Here is a 24,863-nt window from a genome sequence, read left to right on the forward strand (position 1 = left end):
CCGGGGCACCGGTCGAATCCAGGCTACTCGCCGCGCAGGTACCAGCCGCGTCCGTCGTCGCCGGGGTCGCCCTCCCCTGGCGCGTCGTCCGCCCCGCCGAGCGCCTCCAGCACGTCGCCGACGTCGAGCGCGGTCGGCGCTCCCGCCCGGGTGAGGGCGTTGTCGACGGCCGAGCGCAGCAGCGAGCTGAGGAACGATCCCGGGTTCTCCACTCCGATCCCGGCGAGGATGCCGGTGGACTGCTCCACGATCGAACGGGAGAAGGCGGTCGCGGTCGCGATCGCCTCCGCGTAGGCGGGGCGGTCGGCTTCCGCGATGACGACGGGCTCGCCGCCCATCTCGACCACCAGGGCCTGCGCGATCGGGAGCACCGGGGTGGGCGCGGTGACGGCGAACCAGCTCTCCGCGAGCCGCGCCAGGTCGAGGCTGGTGCCGGTGAACTCCAGCGCGGGGTGCACCGCGAGCGGGATGGCGCCGGCCTCCGCCGCCGGGCGCAGCACCTCGATGCCGTAGGCCGGAGCGGTGTGCAGCACGAGCTGGCCGGGCTGCCAGGTCCCGGTCGCGGCGAGGCCGGAGACGAGGCCGGGCAGCTCGCGGTCCGGGACGGCGAGGATGACGAGCTCGCTGCGCTCCACAAGGGTCGGGACGTCCAGGATGGGCGCCTGGGGCAGCATCGCGCGGGCACGCTCGCGGCTCTCGGCGGATACCGCGGAGATGCCCACGATCGCGTGGCCCGCGCCGGCGAGCGCGGCGCCGAGCACAGGGCCGACGCGTCCGGCGCCGACGATGCCGAGACCGAGGCGGCCGGAGCGGCGGGTGGTGGCGTTCATGCGTCCTCCTCGGTGGGTCGCTGGTGGGGGGTGGAGTCGACCTCCGGCGCCACCCGCCAGCGGTGGCTGCGATCCGCGGTCGCGGCCTGCACCGCCCGCACGGCGACCGTCTCGAAGAGCTGCTCCCCGGTGGCCGCGTCCATCGCGCCGAGCCGGGGGTGCACCGGGCCCGACACCGTGTGGAAGCGCGCCTCCGCCAGGCCCAGCAGCCGGTCGAGCGGACCCTGCTGCAGTTCCAGGCTCTGCAGCCGGGCCAGCGGCACGACGGCGAGGCTGCGCCAGACGAAGCCGCGGCGCAACAGCACGGCGCCGTCCACCATGCGGAAGCCGGTGCGCTGCCACGACAGCGGCCGCAGCCAGATCGCGCGGCGCGGGCTGCCGGTGAAGGCGTCGCGGCCGCGGGAGGTCATCCCCTCCAGGATGGCCGCGTCATGCTCCGCGGTGAAGTCCGGCAGCACCAGCGACAAAACCTTCGCCACATCCGCCTGGTCGCCGACGGGCAGCATGGTCGTGTTCGGCTGGCCTGCCGCTCCCTTCTCGCGGGTGTGGCCGGCCGTGTCGATGCGGATCTGCCACCAGCCGAACGGCCGCCAGAGCAGCGGCTGCAGCACCTCGACGGCGTGGATGCGTCCGGGTGGCAGCGTCTCGTTGCTCAGGTTGAGCAGGCCGAAGCCGACCCGGACTCCGTCGGGCGTGCCCGCGATCGAGTAGCGCAGCGACTTCGTGAACCGGTTGATGTAGAAGCTGGCCGAGCCGATCAGTCCGGGGAGCACCACGATCAGCAGCCACGGAGCCCCCCCGGCCGAGCCGATCGCCAGCAGGACGATCACCACGGCCACGAACACCGTGAATCCGCTGAGCACGAGGGAGCCGGCGAGCCGGAGCGGTGGGATCTTGACGACCGACTCGGGCGGCGCCGCGTTCGGGTCGAGCTCTGGCGCGAGGAAGTCGTCGATGCGGCGGCCGACGAAGTCGCCCACCTGGGCGGCACGGGAGGACGTGGCCGGCAACGCGCCGGCCGGTGCCGCGGTCTCGGTCTCCCGCATCCCGGACGCGAGCCGCAGCACGTCCGACCGCAGGCCGTCGGCCAGCACCGAGCCGAGATACGCCAGCGTCACGTTCGCGTCGTGCCCCGCCACCGAGATCTCCAGCTTCGCCGCCCCGAAGATGCGGGCCAGCAGCGGCCGCGCGACGTTGATGCCCTGGATGCGGTCGAGCCGGGCCTTCCGCTGGGTGCGGAACAGGATGCCGCTGCGCACCTCCACGGCGTCGTCTGTGATCCGGAAGCTGTGCAGCCGCCACGACACGTAGAACGCGGCGAGGCAGCCGAACAGCACGACCGCGACGCCGAGCAGGGCCCAGCCCTCCCAGCCGTGGGTGTAGATCGCGTCGATCGGGTCGCCGCCGAGGTCGGGTGCGCCGACGAAGAAGCTCACCAGCCGCTCGCGGAGGTTGGAGAGCACGAAGCCGAGGACCGCGATGAAGACGATCCCGCCGCGCAGCAACGGGGTCGCGGGGTGGAGGCGGTGCCACTCGCCGTCGGTGAAGCGCTCCGCCGCGCGTTCGGCGGCGTTCAGCGGGCCGCCGGGGAGGGGTGCACCTGGCGCCCCGCTCTGCGGTGCGCCGGCCCCGGACTCCGGAACGGTCACAGTCCGGCCCGGCGGCTCTCCGCCAGCTCCACCAGCCGGTCGCGCAGCTCCGCGGCCTGTGGCTCCGGGAGGCCGGGGACGATCACGTTGGTCGCCGACGCCGCGGTCACGAACTTCAGGTCGGCCAGCCCGAGCATCCGCCCGACCGGCCCGCGCGTGATGTCGATGAGCTGCATGCGCCCGTAGGGCACCGAAACGAAGCGCTGGAACATGATCCCGCGCCGGAACAGCAGGTCGTCGGCGCGCAGGATGTACCCGATCGACCGGGTGCGCCGGTTCGCGATGAACAGCCCGATGAGCGTCGAGACCACCACCACGAGGAGGACGACCCACGCCCACGACCAGCCGGCGACCAGCCAGAGGAACACCGAGCCGGCGCTCAGCACGATCCCACTGAGGAGGGTGCTGACGACGACCACGACGACGTATTTCGGCGAGACCCGGTTCCACTCCCCGACGCTGAGGTCAATGCGAGCGGACACGGGCGGTCTCCGGGTCGTCGTCGTTGTCGTCGGGCGGGAGGGTGCAGAAGAACTCGGCGACCAGGCCGGCGACGAGCAGGATGACGGCGCCGGCCGTGCCGAGCGCGGTCAGCAGCACCGCGTTCGAGGCCGGCAGCACGTCCCGGGTGAGGATGTAGGTCAGGATGCCGGCGCCCGCGCCGGTCAGCAGCGCGCCGCTCAGGCTGCACGCCTTGGCGAACACGACGATCCGCATCGCCTGGAACGGGTCGATCCGCTGCGAGCTGCGGCCGCGCACGGCCCTGCGGATCGGGATGGCGAACGCCACGACGATGATCGCGACGGCGACCAGCGTGATCGGCAGCGTGAGCGGCGGCACGAACACGGCGAGGCCGGTGCCCGACGCCGCGAGCTCCGCGAGGAAGCCCACGACCAGCCCGAGCACCCCGAGGCCGATCAGGGAGGTGGGACGCGTGCGCCTCATGCGTCGCCGTCCTCGTACAGCGTCACCGGATCGGTCGCCTGCGCCGCCAGCGCGGCCACCGGACCGTAGCCCGGCAGCACGGCGTCCGGATCGATCTCGAGCCACGGCACCAGCACGAAGGCGCGCTCGTGCGCCCGCGGGTGCGGGAGGACGATGCGCGGATCGTCGTCGGCGACGATCCCCTGGTAGTCGACGATGTCGATGTCGATGGTGCGGTCGCCCCAGCGCTCCTCGCGCACACGGCCGAGGGCGTCCTCCACCCCGTTGACCGCGGCCAGGAGCGCCAGCGGGTCGAGGATCGTGTTCACGAGCGCGACGGCGTTGAGGTAGGCGGGCGCCTCCTCGTCGATGCCCTCGGGCTTGAGCGCGGGGGTCTCGTACAGCCGGGACACCGCCTCGACGCGGAGGCCGGGGTCGTCCGCGAGCAGGCGCAGCGCCTCCCGGATGGTGGCGACGCGATCGCCCAGGTTGCTGCCGAAGGCGAGCACCGCCGGCGCGCCCACGCGCAGGCGCTCGGGCCGCGGCCTCATGGCCGGCCCCGCAGGATGCGCACGGCGACGTCCTCGAACGGCACCTCGATCGGGGCGTCCGGCTTGTGGACGGTGACCTCCACCGAGTGCACCGGATCGTGCGCGAGGACCACTCCTGCCACCCGCTCGGCCACGGTCTCGATGAGGTCGACCGGGTCGCGGCGCACGGCGTCGGCGATCTCGGTCGCCAGCTCGCCGTAGTGCACGGTGCGGGCGAGGTCGTCGGAGGCGGCGGACGGCGACAGGTCGAGGTGCGCGGTCACGTCCACGACGAAGTCCTGGCCGTTCTCGCGCTCGAAGTCGAACACCCCGTGGTGCGCCCGCACGCGCAGGCCCGTCAGGACGATCGCATCCGGCGGCCTGAGCCGGGACGACACGGCAACGGAATCAGTCATCGCGTCCAGCTTGCCACGCCTGCACGACATCCAGGGCCATCCGCGTCGAGGGCACGTCGTGCACGCGCACAGCCCAGACGCCGGCCTGCGCGGCGAGCGCGGAGATGACGGCGGTCGGGGCGTCCCGGTCCTCCACGGTGGCGCCCTCGCCGAGCAGCGTGCCGAGGAACCGCTTGCGCGATGCGCCGATGAGGACGGGGTAGCCGAGGGTCTCGAACTCGTGCAGGCCGGCGAGCACCTGCCAGTTGTGCCGGGCGTTCTTCGAGAAGCCGAGGCCCGGATCGAGCACAAGCTTGGCCGGGTCGATGCCGTGGTCGAGGAGGCTCGTGACGCGGGCGGACAGCTCGGACCGCACCTCGGCGACCGTGTGGCTGTAGACGGCGCGCGAGTCGGCGGCGTCGAGGCGGCCGCGCCAGTGCATGACGACGTACTGGAGACCGGTGTCGAGCACCGCGTCGGGCATCCCGGCGTCGGCGAGGCCGCCGGAGACGTCGTTGATGATCGCCGCGCCCGCGTCGGCGGCGGCGCGCGCGGTGGAGGCGTTGAGCGTGTCGACGCTGACCGTCACGCCGTGCTCGGCGAGGGTGCGGATGACAGGGACGACGCGGGCGCGCTCCTCCGCCGGGTCGACGCGCAGCGCGCCGGGGCGGGTGGACTCGCCGCCCACGTCGATCAGGTCGGCCCCCTGCGCGACGAGGTCGAGCGCGTGCGCGACCGCGGCCTCCGGCTCCAGCCACAGGCCGCCGTCGCTGAAGGAGTCGGGCGTCACATTCAGGACGCCCATGATGAGCGTCACGCAGACTCCCCCGTCACGGATTCGGCACGAATGTCACGTTTGCGCTCGCGGGAGTCGACATCCGGCACGAATGTCGGCGTCATCAGCGCGATCAGTTCGGCACGGGAGGCGGGCTCGGTGAAGGCGCCGCGGGCGGCGATCGTCACGGTGGTGGCGCGGGTCTGCCGCGCGCCGCGGGTGGTCACGCACTCGTGCGCGGCGTCCAGCACCACCAGCACGCCGCGGGCCTGCGCGCCGTCCTCGATCGTGTCCGCGATCTGCTCGGTGAGCCGCTCCTGCAGCTGCGGCCTGGATGACAGCGTCTCGATCACGCGCGGGATGCGGCCCAGGCCGATCACGGCCTCCCCGGGCAGGTAGGCCACGTGCGCGACGCCGAGGAAGGGCAGCAGATGGTGCTCGCACACCGACCGGAAGGCGATGTCGCGCAGGATGACCGTCTCGGCGCGCGCGCCCTCCAGCGGCACCGGCTCACCGAGCTGCCCACGTGCGTCGACGCCCACGCCGGAGAAGAACTCGGCGTAGGCGTCGGCGACGCGCGACGGCGTATCGGTCAGGCCAGGACGCGAAGGATCCTCGCCGATGGCGGCGAGGATCTCGGCGACGGCGGCCTCGATGCGTGCGCGATCGAATCCGGTCATGCGGTGCGCGGCCTAGGCGGTCGCCGGCCGCGGCTTGATGGCGGGGGAACGCTTCGGCTTCGACGACGGCGGCTCGGAGTCGACCCCGCCGTCCACGGCTCCGGCGTCGATGGGCGCCTTCGGGAACTCGATGGGAGGTAGCGAGGAGATCGGACGCTTGTCGCTGGACAGCCACTGCGGGCGCTCCGGCAGCTTCTTCACGTCGGCGAAGATCTCGGCGATCTGGTTGTGGTCGAGCGTCTCGTGCTCCAGGAGAGCGGCGGCGAGACGGTCGAGCACGGCGCGGTTGTCGTTGATGACCTGCCACGCCTCGTCGTGCGCCTTCTCGATGAGGGCGCGCACCTCGCCGTCGACGCGCTCGGCGATCCGCTCGGAGTAGTCGCGCTGGTGGCCCATGTCGCGGCCGAGGAACATCTCGCCGTTGGCCTGGCCGAGCTTGACCGAGCCGATGTCGGCGCTCATGCCGTACTCGGTGACCATCTTGCGGGCGATGGAGGTCGCCTTCTCGATGTCGTTGGAGGCGCCGGTGGTCGGGTCGTGGAAGACGATCTCCTCCGCGACGCGGCCGCCCATCGCGTAGGCGAGCTGGTCGAGCAGCTCGTTACGGGTGACCGAGTACTTGTCCTCCAGCGGCATGACCATCGTGTAACCGAGGGCGCGACCGCGCGGGAGGATGGTGATCTTGGTCACCGGGTCGGTGTGGCGCATCGCCGCGGCGGCGAGGGCGTGGCCGCCCTCGTGGTACGCGGTGATCAGCTTCTCCTGGTCCTTCATCACGCGGGTGCGCTTCTGCGGGCCGGCGATGACGCGGTCCACGGCCTCGTCGAGCGCGCGGTTGTCGATGAGCTGCGCGTTGGAGCGGGCCGTGAGCAGGGCGGCCTCGTTGAGGACGTTGGCCAGGTCGGCGCCGGTGAAGCCCGGCGTCTTGCGGGCGAGCACCTCGAGGTCGACGGAGGCCGCCAGCGGCTTGCCGCGGCCGTGCACCTCCAGGATCTTCTTGCGGCCGAGCATGTCCGGCGCGTCCACGCCGATCTGACGGTCGAAGCGGCCCGGGCGCAGCAGCGCGGGGTCGAGGATGTCGGGACGGTTGGTCGCCGCGATCAGGATGACGTTGGTCTTCGGGTCGAAGCCGTCCATCTCCACCAGGAGCTGGTTGAGGGTCTGCTCGCGCTCGTCGTGACCGCCGCCGAGGCCGGCGCCGCGGTGACGGCCGACCGCGTCGATCTCGTCGATGAAGATGATCGCCGGGGAGTTCTCCTTGGCCTGCTGGAACAGGTCGCGGACACGGCTGGCGCCGACGCCGACGAACATCTCCACGAAGTCCGAGCCGGAGATGGAGTAGAAGGGGACGCCCGCCTCACCCGCGACGGCGCGGGCCAGCAGGGTCTTGCCGGTGCCGGGAGGGCCGTACAGCAGCACGCCCTTCGGGATGCGCGCGCCGACCGCCTGGAACTTGGCCGGCTCCTTGAGGAAGTCCTTGATCTCCTCGAGCTCTTCGATGGCCTCGTCCGAGCCGGCGACGTCGTCGAAGGTGACCTTCGGCGTCTCCTTGGTGACGAGCTTCGCCCGCGACTTGCCGAACTGCATGACCTTGTTGCCGCCGCCCTGCATGCCCGAGATCATGATCCAGAAGAAGACGCCGATGAGCAGCGCGGGGATGAGGAAGCCGAGGATGTTGACCAGCCAGTTGGGCTGCGGGACCTCGTCGTCGTAGCCCTTGGGCAGGCTGGCGTTGTCGATCGCCTTGACCACGTCCTGCCCGCGCGGGGTCACGTAGTAGAACTGCACCTGCGTGCCGTTCGCGCCGTCCGCCTGCTTCAGCGTCAGGTCGACGCGGTTCTCACCGTCGACGATCTTCGCGCTGGAGACCTTGTCCTGCTGCAGGAGGTCGAGGCCCTGCTGCGTGGTGACGGGCTTGAAGCCCGACATGGTGATCAGGCTGGAGCCGATCCAGACCGCGATGATCGCGAGCACCACGTACAGGATCGGGCCGCGGAAGATCTTCTTGAGGTTCATGGTGCGACCACAGTACCGCCTGGGCGCTGTGGGTCGGCTGCGTGTTCGCTCTGGGCGCGCTTACCGCTCCGACCCGCGTTCACGCGCGGTGTTCGGCCGGTCGTGCCGGGTCAGGAGGCCGGGAGGATGGCGGGCCAGTACTCGACGATCACACCGTCATCCACCCGCGCGAAGTCGTGCCCGGCGAACGCCATCGTCTCGTCGCCGAGATGGCAGGTCATCACCCACCGGGCTGCGACGAAACCGTCGCCGGCGAGCGGCCCCGCCTGCACGTCGAACTCGACGCTGTCGAACTGCTCCACGGTCTCGGCGATGGCGCGGGCGAAGCCGCTCGGGCCGACGACGTCCCCCGCCGGCCAGTGCCCGACGGCGTCGCCCGCGACGATCGGCTCGAGCGCCGCGCCCCTGTCGCTCCAGGCGGCCAGCCAGCGCCGGTACAGCTCAGTCGGTTCGTAGGGCATGCGGTCATCGGACCACGCCGCGGGCGGCGGCGCAAGTCGGCGGCGCCGTCTCGTGCTCCGGGTCGCGCACCGGCGCGAGGTCTACCGCGCCTTCGTCTGAGCCTTCGTCTGGGCCGGCGTCAGCTGTAGACGGCCGGGGCCAGGATGCCGACGCCGCGGAGGTTGCGGTAGCGCTCGGCGTAGTCGAGGCCGTAGCCGACGACGAACTGGTTGGGGATGTCGAAGCCGACATACTTCACGTCGATGTCGACGCGGGCGGCCTCGGGCTTGCGGAGGAGGGTGAAGACCTCGATCGACTCCGGGCCGCGGCTGCGGAGGTTCGAGAGCAGCCAGGAGAGGGTGAGGCCGGAGTCGATGATGTCCTCGACGATCAGCACGGTCTTGCCACTGAGGTCCGTGTCCAGGTCTTTGAGGATGCGCACGACGCCGCTCGACGCGGTGCCGCTGCCGTAGGAGCTGACCGCCATCCAGTCCATCGTGACCGGGATGCGCAGCTCGCGGGACAGGTCGGCCATGACCATGACGGCGCCCTTGAGGACGCCGACCAGCAGGACGTCCTTGCCTGCGTAGTCCTCCTCGACGGTCCGGCTCAGCTCGGCGATGCGGGAGCGGATCTGCTCCTCGGTGATCAGAATCTCGGTCAGGTCGTCGTGAACGTCCGTGAGTTCCATGGGGGAGGCGCTGTCCTTAGCTGTCGGGGTGAAACGTGAGCAGGCCGTTCTGCCTGACAACTCTAACGCCTGGCAGGCTGAGCGGCCCCTGACCGTGCCAGTCCGTGATGAGCTCCGCGACGGCGAGGGTGTGCGCCCTGCTCAGGGACACCCCGAACTCGGCCGAGACCACCAGCCGGATGATGCGCTGGCGGAGCGCGGCGGGGTCGGCGGCGAGGCCGCGGACGTCCAACGCGACGGCGCCGTCGTCGGTCTGGCTGACCAGCTCCTGCGCCCACTCGAGGGCGAGGCCGTCGAGGGCGTCGTCGTCCTCGCGGAGCTGCTCGGCGGTCCGCGCCAGCGCCTCGGCGACGCCCGGACCGAGCTCGTCCTCCAGTGCGGGCAGCAGCCGGGTGCGCACGCGGACCCGCGCGTACGCGGGGTCGTCGTTGTGCGGGTCGTCCCACGGGGTCAGCCTGCTGTCGGCGCAGAAGGCGCGCGTGGTCCGGCGACGCAGGCCGAGGAACGGGCGCAGCAGAGTGCCGGTGTCGGGACGCATCCCCTGGAGGCTGGTCGGGCCAGAGCCGCGGGCGAGGCCGAGCAGCACGGTCTCCGCCTGGTCGTCGAGCGTGTGGGCGAGCAGGACGCGGGCGGCGCCGGTGGCCGCGCGGGCGCGGTCGAACGCGGCGTGCCGGGCGGCGCGCGCGTCGCCCTCGGGGCCGGCGGCTCCGGTGGCGACCGTGACGTGCTCCACGATCACCGGGTCGAGGCCCAGGTCGCGGGCCTGCGCGGCGGCGGTCTCGGCGACCTGCGCCGAGCCTGGCTGGAGGCCGTGGTCGACCACGATCGCGCCGGCCCGGTAGCCGCGGCGCGGCGCCTCGAACGCCGTCGCGGCCGCGAGGGCGAGGGAGTCCGCTCCCCCGCTCAGGCCGACGAGAAGCAGCGCGCCGGGGGCCAGTGGCGCGGGCCGGACCGGGCCGTGATTGTCGTGCGGGTCCGGGGCGGGCAGGGCTGCGGCGGCGGCCAGGGCCTCCCGCACCGCGCGGCGGGCGTCGGCGATCGGCGGCGTCAGGCGCGGCCGGCGCGGAACCCCGGACGGCTCTTCACCCGGCTCTTCACCAGAGGACCCGTTGAGGCGCATCCAGTAACGTTAGTGCAGATTTCCAACACCGAAGGAGCACCGGCATGGCCGAATACGACGTCGTCATCGAGATCCCGAAGGGGAGCCACAACAAGTACGAGGTGGACCACGAGACCGGCCGGGTCTACCTGGACCGCGTGCTGTTCACCAGCTTCGTGTACCCGACCGACTACGGCTTCTTCGAGAACACCCTCGGCCTCGACGGCGACCCGGTCGACGCGCTGGTGCTGCTCGAGTACCCGGTCTTCCCGGGCGTGGGCGTCAAGGTGCGCCCGGTCGGCGTGCTGAACATGTCCGACGAGGCCGGCAGCGACGCCAAGGTGATCGCGGTGCCGTACAAGGACCCGCGCTGGCTGCACATCCAGGACGTGAACGACATCCCGGAGCAGACCCGCAAGGAGATCGAGCACTTCTTCGCCCGCTACAAGGACCTCGAGCCGGGCAAGTTCGTCAACATCGAGGGCTGGGGCGACGCCGCGGAGGCCGAGGCCATCGTGGAGGCCGGCTTCACGAAGCTCGCCGCCGAGGGCCACTGACCACACCCTCCCCAGACAGCAACCGCCGAGTACGCAGAAAGTCTGCGTACTCGGCGGTTTTCTGTTGAGTTATCGCGTACTCGAGAGCTGCGGGTCAGGCGGAGGGGCGGGCCACCTGGCCCCAGGGGGAGCCCCAGACGGACTGGATCTTGACGACCTCGCCCTCGGTCGGCGCGGCGATCATCATGCCGCCGCCGAGGTAGATGCCCACGTGGTAGAAGTTGCCGGGAGAGTCGCCCCAGAAGATGAGGTCGCCGCGCTGACGCTGGCTGTACGGCACGATCTGGCCGCGATTGGCCGCCGTGAAGAACTGGTCGTTGACCGAGTGCGAGCCGATGTACAGGCCCGCGTAGGCGTACGACTTCATCGTCAGGCCGGAGCAGTCGTAGCCGGTCGGCCCCTCGCCGCCGAAGATGTACGGCTTACCGAGCTGAGCCATGGCGTACGAGATGGCCGTGTCGACCACGTTCCCGTTCGGCGGGGCGACCGGGGCGCCGCCGCCACCGCCACCGCCTCCACCACCGCCGGAGGAGCCGCCGGACGAGCCGCCGCTCTGCTGCTGCTGGGCCTGCTGCTGCTGTTGTTGCTGCTGCGCGCGGATCGCGGCCTGGCGCTGCGCCTCCGCAGCCGCTGCGGCAGCCGCGGCGGCGGCCGCCTGCTCCTGCCGGATCTTCTCGCCCTGTAGGTACGCCGCCTCCACCTGGGTCGAGGTGTTCTTGAGCGTGGCGAGCTGGGCGACCAGCTCGGTCGACTTGCTCTGCTGCTCGACGAGCGCCGCCTGGGCCGCGGACTGCGCGTTCTGCGCGGCGGTGAGCGCCTGGTCGGCCGCGACCGACAGCTTCTCGCGCTCCGTCTTCGCCGCCTTGGCCTGCGCGTTCAGCGACTCGGCGGTGTTCTTGTCCTTGGTCGCCTGGTCGTAGACGGCCTTCGACTGCTCGGTGAGCTTGCTCATGGTGCCGAGCTGGAACAGCAGCTTGTCCGCGTCGGAGCCGGAGCCGCCGCCTTTCAGCAGCAGTTCGGTGCTGACGTCCGTGCCCCCGCCGGCCTTGGCCAGATGGGAGGCGAGGAGGCCGGCGCGCATCTGCGAGGTCTTCGCCTTCGCGGCCGCGTCCGCCGACTGCTTCTCCAGGTCGGCCTGCTTCGCCGTCGCCGCCGCGAGGGCGTCCTTCGCCTGGAAGTAGGCCTCCGCCGCCTTCTCGGAGGCGACGCGGGCGGCGTCGACGCTGGTCTGGAGGCCGCTGATCAGCGTGGTGATGTTCTCGATCATCGCCTGCTGGTTGGCGACGTTGGCCTTCGCCTGCTGCACGTCGTTCCACGACGGGTAGTCGACCGCCTGCGCGGGGGCGACGATGCCGATGGAGGCCGTGACGGCGCCCATCACGCCCGCGCCGATCGCGAGTCCGGTGCGGGTTCGGGAGTTCTTCGAAGTGTCGCTAGCCAAGGGGTGCCTGCCTTGCTCTCATGAAGGGGATTCCATCGATCTTGTCGCCGTTCACCCGCACTTCGAAATGCAGGTGGCAGCCGGTCGAGGCGCCGGTGCTGCCGACGTGGGCGATGGGCTGGCCGGCCCCGACGCTCTGGCCGATGCCGACGAGGATGCCGCCAGCGCGGATGTGCGCGTAGCCGGTGTTGATCCCGCCGCCGTGGTCGATGAGCACGAAGTTGCCGTACGTGCCCAGTGGTCCCGCATAGGTGACAGTGCCGCTGTGCGCCGCGTAGATGGGCGCGTTGCACGAGGCGCCGATGTCGATGCCCATGTGGTAGGTGCTGCCGACACCGCCGGGCGAGGGGCGCGAGCCGAAGCCGTCGGTGATCGGGCCGGCGGCGGGCACCGCCCAGCCCTGCGGTCCGACGTAGCCGCCGGGGAGACCTCCCGAGCCGCGCGCCGCCGCCGCCGCTGCCGCCGCGGCGACTCCGGCCTCGTATCCCGAGACCGTCGTGGCCGTCGCGTCGCGCAGCGCGGCGAGCTGGGCCTGCATCACGACGATCTGCTTCTGCTGCTCGGCGAGCTTGTCCTGCGCGGCCTTCGCTGCGGCGACCGCGGCCTGGAGGGCGGCGGTGGCGGAGACGCGCAACTTCTCGCGCTCGGCCTTCGCCACCTCCGCCTGCGCCGCGAGCGCCTTCGCGGTGTTCTGCGCGACCGTCGCGTCGGTGTAGACCCTGTCGGACTGCTCGGCGAGCTTGGACATGCTCCCCAGGCTGCTGAGCAGCGCCTCGGGATCCGTGCCGCTGGCGCCGTTGCCGCTGAGGAAGATGTTGGCCGTCAGGTTGCGTCCGCCGGTGCGGTAGAGCTGGGCGGCCAGCTTGCCGGCCTGCGCGCCGGCGGCGTCGGCCTTCTGCTGGCCGGCGGTGGCCTGGGACTCCAGGTCCCTGGCCTTCATGTCGGCCTCGTCGAAGGCGGCCTCCGCCGCCTGCAGCTCCTCGCCGCGCTTGGCCGCGGCGGCCTGGGTGTCGGAGACCTCCTGGCCGAGCTGCGCGATCAGGTCCGTGATGCGGGTCACCTGCGCCGCGGCGGCCGCTTCGTTGACCTTGGCGTTCTGCACGTCCTGCCAGCTCGGGTACTGGTCGGCGTATGCCGGTGCGGCGATGGAGCCGACCACCCCGGTGAGCGCGATGGCGCCGACGGCGAGGAGGCGCAGCAGCGTCCGGCGCGGCCGGCGCCGGTGCATGTCGTCTCTCGTCGCGTATCTCATCGTCACCTTCAACCCGACGGCTGGAACATCGCCTGTCACACGAATAACACGGGCCTCGTCATCACCAGGAGCAACATTAGCAACATCACCATACGCCACCCGGGTCGGGGGAGGGCGGCGCTGCTCGATGGGGACCGCGTGCGGCTCGCGCGGACGACAGGGCGCCGTCGCTCGCAATCTAACGGGACGTTCGGCTTCTCACCGGGCATTTCACCGGGGCGTGGCGAGAACCGGGAACGATCGACCCGCCCGGGCTGCAGGCCCGATTCGCTTTCTTCCAGGGACTTCCGTATGCTTATTCGTCGGTGGTCATCGAGCAGCGAAAGCGGTTCGAGACGATCCGGCCCCATCGTTTAGTGGCCTAGGACGCCGCCCTTTCACGGCGGTAGCACGGGTTCGAATCCCGTTGGGGTCACGATGGCATCCTCTACAATTCAATAGCAACACTGTTAGGCCCTGTAGCGCAGTTGGTTAGCGTGCCGCCCTGTCACGGCGGAGGTCGCGGGTTCAAGTCCCGTCAGGGTCGCCACGGCGACAAGCCCTTCCAGATGGAAGGGCTTCCGTCTAGGTAGGGCGAGAGCCCTCCCGGCTCTGTAGCTCAGTTGGTAGAGCGTTCGACTGAAAATCGAAAGGTCACCGGATCGATGCCGGTCGGAGCCACCAAGGAAAACCCCCGGTCCGATGAGGATTCCGGGGGTTTTTCGATTGTTGGACGAGGCCGTCGAACAGCGTTTGACTACATTTTGACTACAACTGCTTTTGCCGCCTGCGCATCGAGTGCGTTCGCAACGTCGTCAAGGTCATCGTCGAAGAGGTCGGCGTACACGTCGAGGGTCATCGCAGCGGAGGCGTGGCCGAGCATCCGTTGCACGGACTTGACGTTCGCGCCGGCGGAAACGGCGAGCGACGCGGCCGTGTGCCTGAGGTCGTGGGGAGTCAGGCGCGGAAAGGTGTCATCCGCTTCCATGCACCGGGCGACCGCTGCATTGAAGACACGGTTGCGGAAGTTGCCGGCCCGCAGCACACCGCCGTCGGCGCCGACGAACACCGGCTCCTCGGGGTCGCGACCAGCGCACCTCGCCTTGAGCGGAGCCGTCAGCAGATCTGGGAAGGGAACCGATCGCCGTTCGTGATTCTTCGGTGTTCCCCACACGATCACCCCGCGCGGTTCGGAAACCGCGCGGGCTATGTCAAGCCGTCGCCGCGTGAAGTCGACACGATTGATGCGGAGGCCAGCCATCTCGCCCCAACGGAGCCCGGTATATGCGAGGAAGAGGACGACGTCGCCCGGATCGCCGCATTCCGCCGCCAGCGCCCGCACTTGCGCGTGCGTCAGGTAACCGTGCTCGCGCGATGACAGCCTTGGCAGTTGAATGCCGTCGCACGGGTTGAGGGTGATGCGTCCATCACGGATCGCGTACTTCAGTACGCCCGCCAGGACGAGATGAATCTGCCGCACCATCGAAGGGCCAAGGGTGGTCGAGAGCTCCCCCACCCAGGCTTGGACATCGCTGTGCCGCACGTCCACCAACCGGATGCTGCCCCAACGCGGGAGCACGTACTTATCGAGGTGGAAGCGGTAGCCAGAGCGCGTCGTCGGTTTCACCTGCACCTGGGCACGAAACCACTCTTCGGCCACGTGCGAGACCGGCGTTCTCGCCTTCGTCGGGTCGACCCACTCGCCCTTTGCTTGCGAGACGTTAACCGATGAGAGGAACAGCTCTGCCGCGCGCTTCGTGGTGAAGCCCCGCTTCATCGTGTTGCGATGGTCAGGCGTTCGGTACTGAACCCGATATCGCTTGCCCGCAGCAGTCTCGTAGGGCTCAATCGATCCCATGTCCGACACCCCCTGAGTCGATGAGGCAATTGTCCGCCAGACCACTGACGTGAAGGCCTCGCCTGTCCCGTAGCTTGCTGAGATTCAGGAAGGGCACGCATGCCGACTCCGCGGTCCGAGCAGCCAACAGCCCGAGTGGCGTGAATGGATCGGCGGCGATCGCCCATCCATCGCCTACGTACCTGCTGACCGTCTCTACGCACTCGAGCTTCTCTTCCGGACTCGGGCTGAGGGAGCCGACCACTCCGATCAGTCCGCCCTGCAGTTCGGGACCCATTTGTCTGGTGTCGATGATGAATACCCGCATCCCGATCACTCCCCTGTCTCTCGTTCTTGTTTGCCTTCCGGCGGGGAGATCGAGAGCGAGCGGAGGGGCGGAGTGCCGGGAACGTGGAATACCGGAACGCAGCGAAGCGGAGCGAGGATATGCCGCGAAAGCTCGGCACGGAGAACCGGGAACGAACTACGATCGGCCGGCGGAAAGACAAACAAGCCCGCAGATGCAGCGCCGCCGAAGGTGGCTCCCCGTGCCGTTACCAGCGCCGTCGCGCAATTGGCAGGATCCAGTCGATCTCCGGCGCCCGCAACTCGTCTATCTCCTATGAGATCGGCTGCCGCTCGGACGACGCGAGTAGGTGTCTGCGATCCGCGCCGGATCGGGCCTTCCGAGCAACGGCGGTGGACTCCTGGCTCAGCGCGAGAGCGTCGGCCGACAGCGTTGCGCGACGTACGTCTGGATCGGCGCCTTGTGGTCTAGGGACCCCCGTAGTATCCAAACGCCCGACCTGATCGAACGTTCGACCGCCATGCGCCGATGACGCGCGACTTTTCACAGTTGCTAACGGATCAGAGCGTGTCTCCCAAGTCCACAAACACCTCAGGTGGGTGCGCCACGTGAGGTGGCGTCCAGATTCCAGACTGTCGCGGGCTCTGCGCTTATCGAAGCGGCACCGATGAAAACTAGGCCCGCGATTGACGCCTTCGCTACTTCGCTGACAAACCGCTGCTCCCGCTGTCATGTTCGCGAGGTTTGTCGATGTAACGGTTCGGTCCCCCCGCCGGTCTTGCGTGGCAAAGACCCAGGCGACAAGTTTCAACAAGAGTCGCTGGGACGCCCTGTCGGTGACGCTTCAGCCGCCGATACCGAGCATGGTGCCGGGCGGCGGCGTGGCGCAGGTCGAGTCCGTGGCCTTCGCGAACGCATCGGCTCGGAGGCCGGCGCCCGATCCGATCGGCGTGACCGTGAAGATCAACGCTTCCAGGGACATCAGCTCCGGCTCATCCACGACGGTCCCGCCGACGTTCGCTTCGTTGCCCGATTGCGGGTTGGTGCTGCTGGAAGCGACCATCATCCCCTGGCTCGGGTGCGCTCTCAGCCAGGTCAACGTGTCGTCCGCAGACATGCCGGGAAGCGTCCAGTACCCGACGGCCTGAGCCATCGGCGTGCACCACATGCGCGGCGTCGCGCCGTTCGCGACGCCTGCCGGCTGGGTGCGGGAAGTCACGGCTGCGGACGGCACGACAGCACCGGCCAGCCAGCCGTCCGCTTTGTGCTGCGAGGCCGCGTCGACCTTTCCGCCGGGGTCCGCGACTGGAAACGTGATGTGAGCCCGTGGCGCCGTCGGGCTCGGGCTCGACTCCGCGGCGGCGGGACGCGCGTCAATCCTTTCGCCAGCACACGCCGCCAGTAGTGGCCCGAGCGCGACCAGGAGGGCCATCCCCGTGAAGCCGACCGCACGCGTACGTCGAGCTCTCCTCGGAGCGACCGCTGCTTTTGACACTTTCAAAGGTCCAGTCGATTGCATTTCACTCCCCGGTTCTCTGGTGTCGCGGCGCGCTCTGCTTCCAGGATCAGAAGATGCTGGTGTTCCACGACAGAGTGGCTGTCCAACTACCCGAGACTTCTGCCGGTCGTTCCGCTTGACGCCGGCCTCGGTCTCGTCCGATCAGATCTGCGACGCCCCAGCGCCGTAATGCTGACGAGCGTATTCGCGCGCGGCTTTGAGCCCGAATCGAGTCGGCAGCGGGTCACCGCCCCGTCTCAGGACCTGGCCAGTCCGCGGGTCGCGCATCTCGACGAACTGATAGTTCAACGGCAAGGTCGTGTAGCCGTGTTTGACTTCCAGCCGCTTGATGATCGGATGGTACGCGTTTGACGCGATGAGAGCCACAACGAGCGAGATCAGCCCAGCCGACGAGATATCGCCCCCGAGCGTTCCGGGCGCCATCCATTCGAAGTCAACAAGTGCGGTTATTCCGAAGAACGCCATGCCGCAGAGGAAAACAGCCAAGACAATCAGCCGGATGAAGATCATCGAATACGCGGTGGGACCGTGCAGCAGTCCCGTCCCGGACCTAGCCACTACCCCTCGCATCCATCAGCACTCCGTTTCCGGAGTGCGGCAGCGTCAGAACCGATGCGCACGACCCATTCGTCGGTCACTTGCCCTCCTCACAAATTAGGCGCGAGCGACCGGGCTACGCATCCCCGCCACCGCGGGGACCTGTGGCGTGGCCGCCCTACCTATTGAGTCGCCCAATTTACGTTGGTTCGATTCGCCCACGTATCGAACCATTCCGTCCCTTGGAGTGCTCGGATCGGCACACGGACCTCTCGTCCGTTCGCTTGGGTCAGCGCGAACGATGAAGTCCGCGTAGCCCTTTTGCTGGCTCGCGCGGTGACTAGGGTCAAGACCAGAAACGACGTGACAGCTAATACAAGCAGTACGACGCCCGCAGTGTTCCGGTTGGGCGCTGCGACTAGATCTCGTCCGACGAGGACGACTGACACAAGCACTAGATACCAGCCCGCATTGAGCCAGAGCATGTTCTGGTAGAACCGTCTGGTGCGCGCGGCGCTCGGTCCAATGCGTCGAGCCCAATCGTCAGCGTTAGCCATGAACAAGTCCTAACACACCGCGGTAAGGCGATATCAACGATCGTCTCCTCCGTGACAGAAGTGCTGAATACCGCGAATGCCACTTACCGTGTCGGCAACGCCGCCGGCGCCGCCGAGGGAGATTCCGCTGAAGGCGCGAATGCCGAATCCGCTGACCCCACCAACGGCCGAACCTGCAAAATCCCCGCCGAGCGCTCCGGCCCCCATGTAGAACCCGAAGCAGCCCAATTGATCCCCGCCGACGAAGCATGATGCGCCGTCGCCCGCAGTACCCAGTCCCCCTGCGACGCGTCCCCAGTTTGCAAGCGACGAACCGCCGCCGCTTGCTTCTGCGGCACCGGCAGCGCCTTCAGCTGCCGTAGCTCCCTCGACTGCGCCCGCGGCCCCTTCAGCGGCAACGTCGGCTGCGACTCCCGCAGTGAGAGCCCCCTCGCCAGCTAGCACTGCAGCGTCGCCGACAATTCCGACCACCGAAATCGTGAGCGCAACTCCAACTAGCGCGAGCCCGACGATTCCGACAACAGCCCAGGTATCCGCCCAGCCCCAAAGCCCGAGCGGGTCGAGTCGGTTGAGCGGGTCGTTCGACGCGTACAGGTACGCCGCCAACGTGCGACTCACGAGCGCGTCGACGCTGACGAAAACTGCAGTGACGGGGTCGTAGTAGCGGGCCTGGAGGTAGATCAGCCCGGTTTCGGCGTCTGCATATCCGCCCCCGTACTGAAGCGGCGTCGAAGTGCCGGTGTGGCTGCTCACAGCACCCCAGGGAGTGTACGCATAGCTTCCCGTAACAGTGCCGGCCTGGTTCGCGAGCTCCACGGTGGATCCGTGAGCATCGGAGAAGAAGTATGCCTGGTTAGCACCACCTGCAGTGAACTGTTCGATTGGTGTTCCGGTCGGACCGTAGACGTAGTCCGTGGTCCCGTCGCTGAGCAGTTGCGGTACTTTGCCGCGTGCGTCCCATGTGAAGGCGAGGCTCGTCGAGCCGGATACCTTGCTCGCGCGCAGCCCATCACCGTTGTACGTGTAGGTCGCGCTGGCCGCGCCAGAGATGTTGGTTAGTTCGCCTGCTGCGTTGTACCCGTAGGTTGTGGCGGCCGTTCCGCTAGGCGCTTTGCCGGTGCGGTTGCCGTTGGCGTCGTAGCTGTAGGTGGTCGCGCCACTGGCGGGGGACGCGCACGTGGGGCTGCTTACGGTGGAGGTGGTGGTCCAGCAGAGTTGGCCGGCGGCGTCGAACACTTGGGTGGCCGACCCGACCGTTGTTGGGTCCCCGACACTGTCGTAGTTGTAGGCCGTCGTGGTAGTTCCGACTGTGGATCCGGTCAGGTACTGGTTGGTGTTGTACCCGTACGTGGTGGCTGAGCCAGGCGCACCGGCGGACGGCGTGGTCGCATTGAGGTCACCGCTGTTGTCGCGCCCGTAAGTGATGGTGCCAAGCCCCGTCCCCCCTCGCGTGAGTGCGCTCGACGCGGGCTGGTCGGCGTTGTCGACAGCGACGGTCGAGGTGTTGCCGTTGCCGTAGCCGATCGTGGTGGGCACTCCGTCGGCGTTGTAGCCGAAGGTGGTCGCGGCGTTGGCGGGATCGGTGATGCTGTCGAGTTGTTCGAGGGTGTTGAAGTGCCTCGTGACCTGGGAGCCGGTGGTCGGGTAGGTGATGCCGGTGGTGTTGCCGGCGGCGTCGTAGCTGTATCCGGTTGTGACTCCCGATCCTGTGGTGACTGAGGTTGTCTCGCCAAACGAGTCGTAGCTGTACGTGCTCGTGCCGGTTCCATCGGTCATGGAGGTGCGTCGTCCGTCACCGTCGTAGGTGTAGGTGACAGCAGGAGTGCTGGTGCCGGAGTAGCTGATGCCGGTGAGCTGGCCGGCGTTGTCCCAGGTCTGGGTGATGACGTCGTTGTTCGGCTTGGTCGTGGTCTTGAGTCTGCCCATGCCGTCGTACGTGTACGCGGTGGTCTTGCTGTCCCGGTTGGTGGACGAGGTGACCCGTGCCTGGGCGTCGTAAAGGTAGCTGGTGTTGTGTGTGGCAGCGTCGGTGACCGTGTTGATGGTGCCGTCGTCGTTGTAGACGGTGGTCGTCGCGTCAGTGGACGGTTTCTGCACCTTCGTCGGACGGTCGGCGTTGTCGTAGGTGGTTGTGGTGGTGTGGTTGTTCCCGTCGGTCGCGGTCAGCTGGTTGCCGTCTGCGTCGAAGGTGGCCTTGGTGGTGTGTCCGAGCGGGTCGGTCGTCGTCGTGATGTGACCGTAGACGTCGTATGCGTAGGTGGCGCATCCCTTGGCTGGCGGAGTGCACCCCGGCGCGACGCCGGCAGCGACGCCGACCGGAGTGACCGTGCTGGTCTTCCACCCACGGGTGGTGTCGTACCCGAACTTGGTCACGTTCGATTGCGCGTCCGTGACGGTGGTGACATCCCCGAACGAGTCGTAGCCATAGCTGGTCGCGTGGCTGTTTGGGTTGGTGAAGGTTGTGGTTTCGCCCGGGTGTGCGGCGTCCGAGTACTCGTAGCTGGAGGATCGGGCGTACGACGGATTGAGGGTGTCGTTGGCGGACTCGGCCGACTGGCCGGACAGCGATACGACGACGCTGGTTGGCTTCTCGGAAGCGTTGTAGGTCGTGGTGGTCTGCAGGCCCGTCGGGTCGGTGCTCTGGGTGACGTTGCCGGCGGCGTCGTACTGTTTGGAGGTGGTGCGTCCGAGGCCGTCGCTGGCGGAGATCTGGTGGCCGGCGTCGTCGTAGGCGAAGGTCTGCGTGGATCCGTCCGGGTTGGTCTGAACGGAGACCCCGAGGGTGACCGGGTCGTAGGCGTACGCCCAGGTCGATGCACCGGTCGCTCCGTAGCCCCTGGTCATCGCGGTGAGCAGCCCGTTCTGATAGACGTAGAGCGTCTTGTGGCCGACGGGGTCGGTGACAAGGTTCTGCCCGGCGGTCAGACCGGCGCCGCTGTTGGGCCCGTACGTGAACGTCGTCACCTTCCCGAGCGGGTCGGTCTGGGTGAGCACCCGCTCGGAGCTGTCGTACGTCATGGACGTGACAGGCGTCGGCGTCGTGGACTTGCCGTAGTTGTCCGGTGACCGTTCCGAGGTCATCAGGTTGAGGGTGTTGTACTGGTACTGGGTGTGGTCCTGGTCCCCGTTGGTGCCGCCGGTCCGGGTCGTTCCGACGCCGTACACCTCGGCGAGGTTGCCGCCCGTGTTGTAGACGTAGTCGACCTCCTGTCCGGCACCGGTGACGACCTTTGTGATGTGGGATCCGGTCCAGGTGAAGGTGTACACGCGACCGCCCGGGTCGGTGACGGTGCTGAGGTTCCCGCTCGCGTCATAGGCGACGTTCGTCGCGTACTGCGGGGACGCCGCCCGGCCCGCCGGGTCGCTGATCTTCGTCAAGTGCCCGGTCGTGACGTCGAAGGTGAACTGGTCGGTGGCGTGCCGGGTGAAGACGTACGTCGTCCCGGACTTGACGAGCGTCGCATCGAACCGCGGCGCGGACGGGGTGTAAGTGCTGCCGGAGAGCGTGAACGGCACGCTGGAGCCGTCCTCCTGGTGGATCGTCACGGCCCCGCCGGTGCCGGTGGTGGCGCTCATCCCGTAGTTGAACGTCCAGCCGTGACCGAATGCGCCGTTGACGGCGCCGGACCCAGCCGGCCCAGCGGGGTCGGCGAGGGACGAGCTGTAGGTGCGGGTGACGTTCAACGCCTCACCCAGGCCCGGCGTGCTCAGGTCCGCGACGGTTTCCCCGAAGTATCCGGTCGCCGTGTCCACGGGGTCGCCCGCGGTGCGGCGAACACAGCCGCAGTTCACCCACGCCGGGTTGGAGCCCTTCGGGGCGTCTTGGATTCCGGGAGGTCCGCCGATCGGCTGCCCGGGTGTGCCGCCCTGCGGGACGAAGGCGATGGCGTCGTAAGCGACGTCGTAGCTTTCGGCTGGCATGTTGCTGGCATTGGTGAGTTGTACGTTGCCACCGTTCTGCATGGCGAACGTGCCGATGGTGACCCACTGCTCGGATTCCCAGTCCTGGTTGACGCGGATCTTCCACGGCGAGGCGGACCCGCCGGGGTTGATCGTGTAGACGACGTCGGTGGCGGTCGCGCCGGACTGTGGGATGTGGATCTTCACTTTGTAGTACTGCAGGCTCGGCAGGGTCGGCGTCCAGGTGCCGGTGTTGATCAGGCTGGTGGCGGAGGCCGGCTCGGTGTGGGTGAAGAGGATGTGGCCGCCGAACCCGGAACCCAGCTGATGGGTGTCGATGTTGCCGACCGGGTCGCCGGAACTGTTGGTGCCGGGAGCGTAGGTGAACGTGCCGCCGTTGCTCCAGTTCATTCCCGAACAGCCTTGGAGGTTCTGTGCCGGGTTGCTGAGGTCATCGACGATGATCGACCCCGGTGGGACTTTCGACGTGTCCTGATTGCAGGTCGGCGGGTACGGATCGGTGTAACTCGGCTGGGTCGACCCAGCGCCGTCTTCGTATGCCGCCGTTGCGCAGGTGGTCGAGCAGGTGGCCACCCAGGTGACGGGCTGATGCCACCAGCACTCGGAGTCGCCGAGCGTGCAGTATCCGCCCGCCGCGTTCGCGGGGTCGCAGTGGTTGTCGCTGGTGCACATGCTGTTGAATCCGGGGACCTGCAGCCAACTGTTGCCGCCGTGGTAGTCCGGGGTGTCGTAGGCGGTGTATCCGTAGCGGATGATCGGGGAGCCCATCCAGCCGAGGATCCGCTCCTGGTAAGGCCAGCTCGACGGGTGAGCGGCGTCTCCGTAGGTGTTCTCCAGGTACGGGGCGCGGTTCGGGTCGTAGTCGGGGTTGCGCGGGTTGTTGGACCAGCCGAGTCCCCAGGTGCCGTCGGGGCCGGTGCAGGTCGGGCTGGGGGTGCAGCCGGAGGTATTGCCGAACGCGGCGGTCGGCTGGATGCCTGTGTTGTACGCCCAGGCGGCGAAGTACCAGTTCTCCAGGTAGCGGGGGTCGCCGCCGTTCGCTGTGATTCCGGCTTCGTAGAGCTGGTTCCAGGTCTCCTGCAGGATGTTCAGGCCGGCGGAGATGTTCTCCTCGTAGTCGACCGCGACCTTCATCTGCCCGTGTTGGGAGATGGAGGTGTCGCCGACGTGCATTCCGCTGGTGACCTGCGCGACGCCGTAGCCGCAGTCGGCGTTCGGATAGTCGATGGTGTCGATCGCGTCGCCGGCGCCGTAGTAGTCGGCGATCAGCGGGTCGGCGGCCAGGCCCGGCAAGGCGTGCCAGGAAGCCTGGTTGAAGTTGGACTCCTGCGATTCGATCGCCACCATCACGGAGCGCGGGACCGTCGACCAGGTGTCCGATGTCGGGTGGTCCAGCGGGATTGGCGAGAAGTCGTCACTCGGCGCGTACGCGACCAGGCCCATGTTCGCGTAGTTCGCGGGGCGCGTGTACGCCGAACCGGTGAGGAGGCCCTGCTCGGCCATCTGCGTCGCCCAGTCGACTTGCGCGTTGGAGGGCTGCATCGCTTGAAGGTTCGGCTGTAGGCGGGCGACGGCGCAGATCGGGGTGGTCGCTCCTGGCGAGGTGGCCGGAACGATCTGCCGATCGATCGCCGCGCTAATCGACGGGGTGAGGGGTCCGACGCCGACGAACGCCGAGCGCTTGGCTTCCTTCGGCGCCGGCTGGCTGTTGTCCTTCCCGCCCGAGGCACCCGCGCCGGGGAGGTCGCTTCCAGCCTGCTTCGAAGCTTTCGTTCTCCCGGTTCCGACGGTGGACTGGAACACCTGCTTCGTCTTGGTCTCCTCGACCAGCGGAGCTCCTGCGGCGGTGGCGAGTTGTGGCTGGGTCAACGGCGCCTGGGCAGCTTTCGCCGGAGCGCTGGAGGGCGCGGATCCGAACGCGCCGCTCCCGTCGAGCGTCACGTTGTCCGCGCCGAGGGGGAGCTTCGACTGGTCGGCTTCCACGAGCTGTGGCGAGCTCGCTCCCACCACGACCGTGTGTCCGCCAGCGCCGAGGAACAGTTTCGTCGTGCCAACTCTCGCTGGACTCAGGTCGGAGATCTTGCCTGACGCTTCGTGGCGGATCCGCGCGCTGCCGTCGGATCCCTCCGCGATGAAGTCGACACCACCGTCGTTGGATGGCCTCAGATCGAACGCGGCTCCCCCGGCACTGGCGAGCTCGCGCGTTTTGGCCGGATTCTTTATTGATCCACCGGACCGGACCGTCACAAGTGTTGTCCCCTGAGCACCGACCATCGTGCTGGCGACTGGGATAACGCTGGTCACTTGCCCGGCGAGAATGGCTTGGTCGATCTGCTTACCGGACTTCAGGTCGTATCGCGCCGCGACTGTGCTCGATTCGTTGGCGCCGGGGTTGCTGGTGAATACGGCTGTGTCATCGAGGCCGCACTGAGGCGAGTGGTACTTGAGACCAACGCCTGTGCCGAGCGCTTTGACGGCTCCGCTAGACACGTCGATCGAGTAGGCGAATGCGCCGTGGTCCCTGGCCGCGTTGGTGTTGATCGCGTTCCCGGGAAGTACGGCGACGGCGGCGAATCTGCCATCTGACGAGAGGCACTGGTAGCCGTACCAGCTTCCGGGATCGAGGGTTGCCGGGCGCAGCACGGCGATGTCCCGCCAGGCGTATCCCGCCGATGCTGAGGTGACACGGACGTGGTAGCCGTCGGCATCACCCCGACCGTCGACCGCGGAGCCGCCGCTGCTACCAATCGGCGCTGCAGTGAGCGCCGCGGCGGCAGGGACGCCCGAAGTCCCTGCCGCCGACGCCACCCCCTGGAGTGCCCCCGTAACCGTGACGAGTGCGGTGACCATCGCCGTGATGAGGCCGAGTTTGCGCACAATTTCCCCCTGCGTGTGTGCTGCCGCCGTCACGGCGCAGTTGGAGCCT

General features: G+C 68.7%; 19 protein-coding genes and 3 tRNA genes. 4 read left to right on the forward strand and 18 right to left on the reverse strand.

The genetic code is table 11. The annotated features are described in order from the left end of the window. Positions 1–23: 23 nt before the first annotated feature. The 12 genes from ABIA36_RS18325 to tilS form a co-directional block, all read right to left on the reverse strand. Positions 24–830 carry a Rossmann-like and DUF2520 domain-containing protein gene (locus ABIA36_RS18325; RefSeq protein ID WP_369964008.1) on the reverse strand — a complete coding sequence of 269 codons (807 nt, stop codon included), beginning with the start codon at positions 828–830 and terminating at the stop codon, positions 24–26. Beyond that, positions 827–2,479 carry a PH domain-containing protein gene (locus ABIA36_RS18330; protein WP_369964009.1) on the reverse strand — a complete coding sequence of 551 codons (1,653 nt, stop codon included), beginning with the start codon at positions 2,477–2,479 and terminating at the stop codon, positions 827–829. Before ABIA36_RS18330 ends, ABIA36_RS18325 begins: the two co-directional genes overlap by 4 nt. After that, entirely contained in the window at positions 2,476–2,961 is a 486-nt protein-coding gene (locus ABIA36_RS18335) for a PH domain-containing protein (protein WP_369964010.1), read from the reverse strand. Before ABIA36_RS18335 ends, ABIA36_RS18330 begins: the two co-directional genes overlap by 4 nt. Continuing rightward, complete coding sequence (locus ABIA36_RS18340) at positions 2,945–3,424, reverse strand: DUF3180 domain-containing protein (RefSeq protein WP_369964011.1); 480 nt, start codon at positions 3,422–3,424, stop codon at positions 2,945–2,947. The genes ABIA36_RS18335 and ABIA36_RS18340 overlap by 17 nt, the downstream gene beginning before the upstream one ends. After that, positions 3,421–3,954: a 2-amino-4-hydroxy-6-hydroxymethyldihydropteridine diphosphokinase gene (gene folK, locus ABIA36_RS18345; RefSeq protein WP_369964012.1), complete on the reverse strand. Its 534-nt coding sequence runs from the start codon at positions 3,952–3,954 to the stop codon at positions 3,421–3,423. The genes ABIA36_RS18340 and folK overlap by 4 nt, the downstream gene beginning before the upstream one ends. Next, complete coding sequence (gene folB, locus ABIA36_RS18350; RefSeq protein WP_369964013.1) at positions 3,951–4,349, reverse strand: dihydroneopterin aldolase; 399 nt, start codon at positions 4,347–4,349, stop codon at positions 3,951–3,953. The genes folK and folB overlap by 4 nt, the downstream gene beginning before the upstream one ends. Next, on the reverse strand, positions 4,342–5,145 hold the full coding sequence (gene folP, locus ABIA36_RS18355; protein WP_369964014.1) for a dihydropteroate synthase: 804 nt from the start codon (positions 5,143–5,145) through the stop codon (positions 4,342–4,344). The genes folB and folP overlap by 8 nt, the downstream gene beginning before the upstream one ends. Then, on the reverse strand, positions 5,142–5,783 hold the full coding sequence (gene folE, locus ABIA36_RS18360; RefSeq protein ID WP_369964015.1) for a GTP cyclohydrolase I FolE: 642 nt from the start codon (positions 5,781–5,783) through the stop codon (positions 5,142–5,144). The genes folP and folE overlap by 4 nt, the downstream gene beginning before the upstream one ends. A 12-nt stretch (positions 5,784–5,795) precedes the next feature. Continuing rightward, complete coding sequence (gene ftsH / locus ABIA36_RS18365) at positions 5,796–7,799, reverse strand: ATP-dependent zinc metalloprotease FtsH (protein WP_369964016.1); 2,004 nt, start codon at positions 7,797–7,799, stop codon at positions 5,796–5,798. Positions 7,800–7,909: 110 nt separating this feature from the next. Beyond that, a complete protein-coding gene (locus ABIA36_RS18370; RefSeq protein ID WP_369964017.1) occupies positions 7,910–8,260 on the reverse strand; it encodes a nuclear transport factor 2 family protein in 351 nt (116 codons plus the stop codon). A gap of 119 nt (positions 8,261–8,379) precedes the next feature. After that, positions 8,380–8,931, reverse strand: a complete 552-nt coding sequence (gene hpt, locus ABIA36_RS18375; protein WP_369964018.1) for a hypoxanthine phosphoribosyltransferase — start codon at positions 8,929–8,931, stop codon at positions 8,380–8,382. Positions 8,932–8,947: 16 nt separating this feature from the next. Then, complete coding sequence (gene tilS, locus ABIA36_RS18380; RefSeq protein WP_369964019.1) at positions 8,948–10,051, reverse strand: tRNA lysidine(34) synthetase TilS; 1,104 nt, start codon at positions 10,049–10,051, stop codon at positions 8,948–8,950. A gap of 44 nt (positions 10,052–10,095) precedes the next feature. Here tilS and ABIA36_RS18385 point away from each other — a divergent pair, with 44 nt between their 5' ends. Beyond that, positions 10,096–10,587 carry an inorganic diphosphatase gene (locus ABIA36_RS18385; RefSeq protein WP_369964020.1) on the forward strand — a complete coding sequence of 164 codons (492 nt, stop codon included), beginning with the start codon at positions 10,096–10,098 and terminating at the stop codon, positions 10,585–10,587. Between the two features lie 94 nt (positions 10,588–10,681). On the opposite strand, the gene ABIA36_RS18390 is transcribed toward ABIA36_RS18385, so the two are convergent. Next, the gene (locus tag ABIA36_RS18390; RefSeq protein WP_369964021.1) at positions 10,682–12,028 is read right to left on the reverse strand and encodes a C40 family peptidase; all 1,347 of its coding nucleotides are present in this window, start codon (positions 12,026–12,028) and stop codon (positions 10,682–10,684) included. Further along, entirely contained in the window at positions 12,021–13,256 is a 1,236-nt protein-coding gene (locus ABIA36_RS18395; RefSeq protein WP_369964022.1) for a M23 family metallopeptidase, read from the reverse strand. The genes ABIA36_RS18390 and ABIA36_RS18395 overlap by 8 nt, the downstream gene beginning before the upstream one ends. Before the next feature lie 366 nt (positions 13,257–13,622). Here ABIA36_RS18395 and ABIA36_RS18400 point away from each other — a divergent pair. From ABIA36_RS18400 to ABIA36_RS18410, 3 genes are all read left to right on the forward strand, one after another. Further along, positions 13,623–13,695 (forward strand) — tRNA-Glu (locus tag ABIA36_RS18400). Between the two features lie 37 nt (positions 13,696–13,732). After that, a tRNA-Asp gene (locus tag ABIA36_RS18405) sits at positions 13,733–13,809 on the forward strand. A 58-nt stretch (positions 13,810–13,867) separates the two neighbouring features. After that, a tRNA-Phe gene (locus ABIA36_RS18410) sits at positions 13,868–13,943 on the forward strand. Between the two features lie 73 nt (positions 13,944–14,016). On the opposite strand, the gene ABIA36_RS18415 is transcribed toward ABIA36_RS18410, so the two are convergent. From ABIA36_RS18415 to ABIA36_RS18430, 4 genes are all read right to left on the reverse strand, one after another. After that, entirely contained in the window at positions 14,017–15,117 is a 1,101-nt protein-coding gene (locus ABIA36_RS18415) for a tyrosine-type recombinase/integrase (RefSeq protein WP_369964103.1), read from the reverse strand. A gap of 1,130 nt (positions 15,118–16,247) precedes the next feature. Continuing rightward, positions 16,248–16,622: a hypothetical protein gene (locus ABIA36_RS18420; RefSeq protein WP_369964023.1), complete on the reverse strand. Its 375-nt coding sequence runs from the start codon at positions 16,620–16,622 to the stop codon at positions 16,248–16,250. Between the two features lie 441 nt (positions 16,623–17,063). Continuing rightward, positions 17,064–17,432, reverse strand: coding sequence for a hypothetical protein (locus ABIA36_RS18425; RefSeq protein WP_369964024.1), 369 nt, complete (start codon positions 17,430–17,432; stop codon positions 17,064–17,066). 617 nt (positions 17,433–18,049) lie between these two features. Then, complete coding sequence (locus tag ABIA36_RS18430) at positions 18,050–24,814, reverse strand: RHS repeat-associated core domain-containing protein (RefSeq protein ID WP_369964025.1); 6,765 nt, start codon at positions 24,812–24,814, stop codon at positions 18,050–18,052. Between the last annotated feature and the right edge of the window lie 49 nt (positions 24,815–24,863).

The sequence above is a fragment of the Leifsonia sp. EB34 genome, assembly GCF_041260585.1.
Classification (GTDB): domain Bacteria; phylum Actinomycetota; class Actinomycetes; order Actinomycetales; family Microbacteriaceae; genus Leifsonia.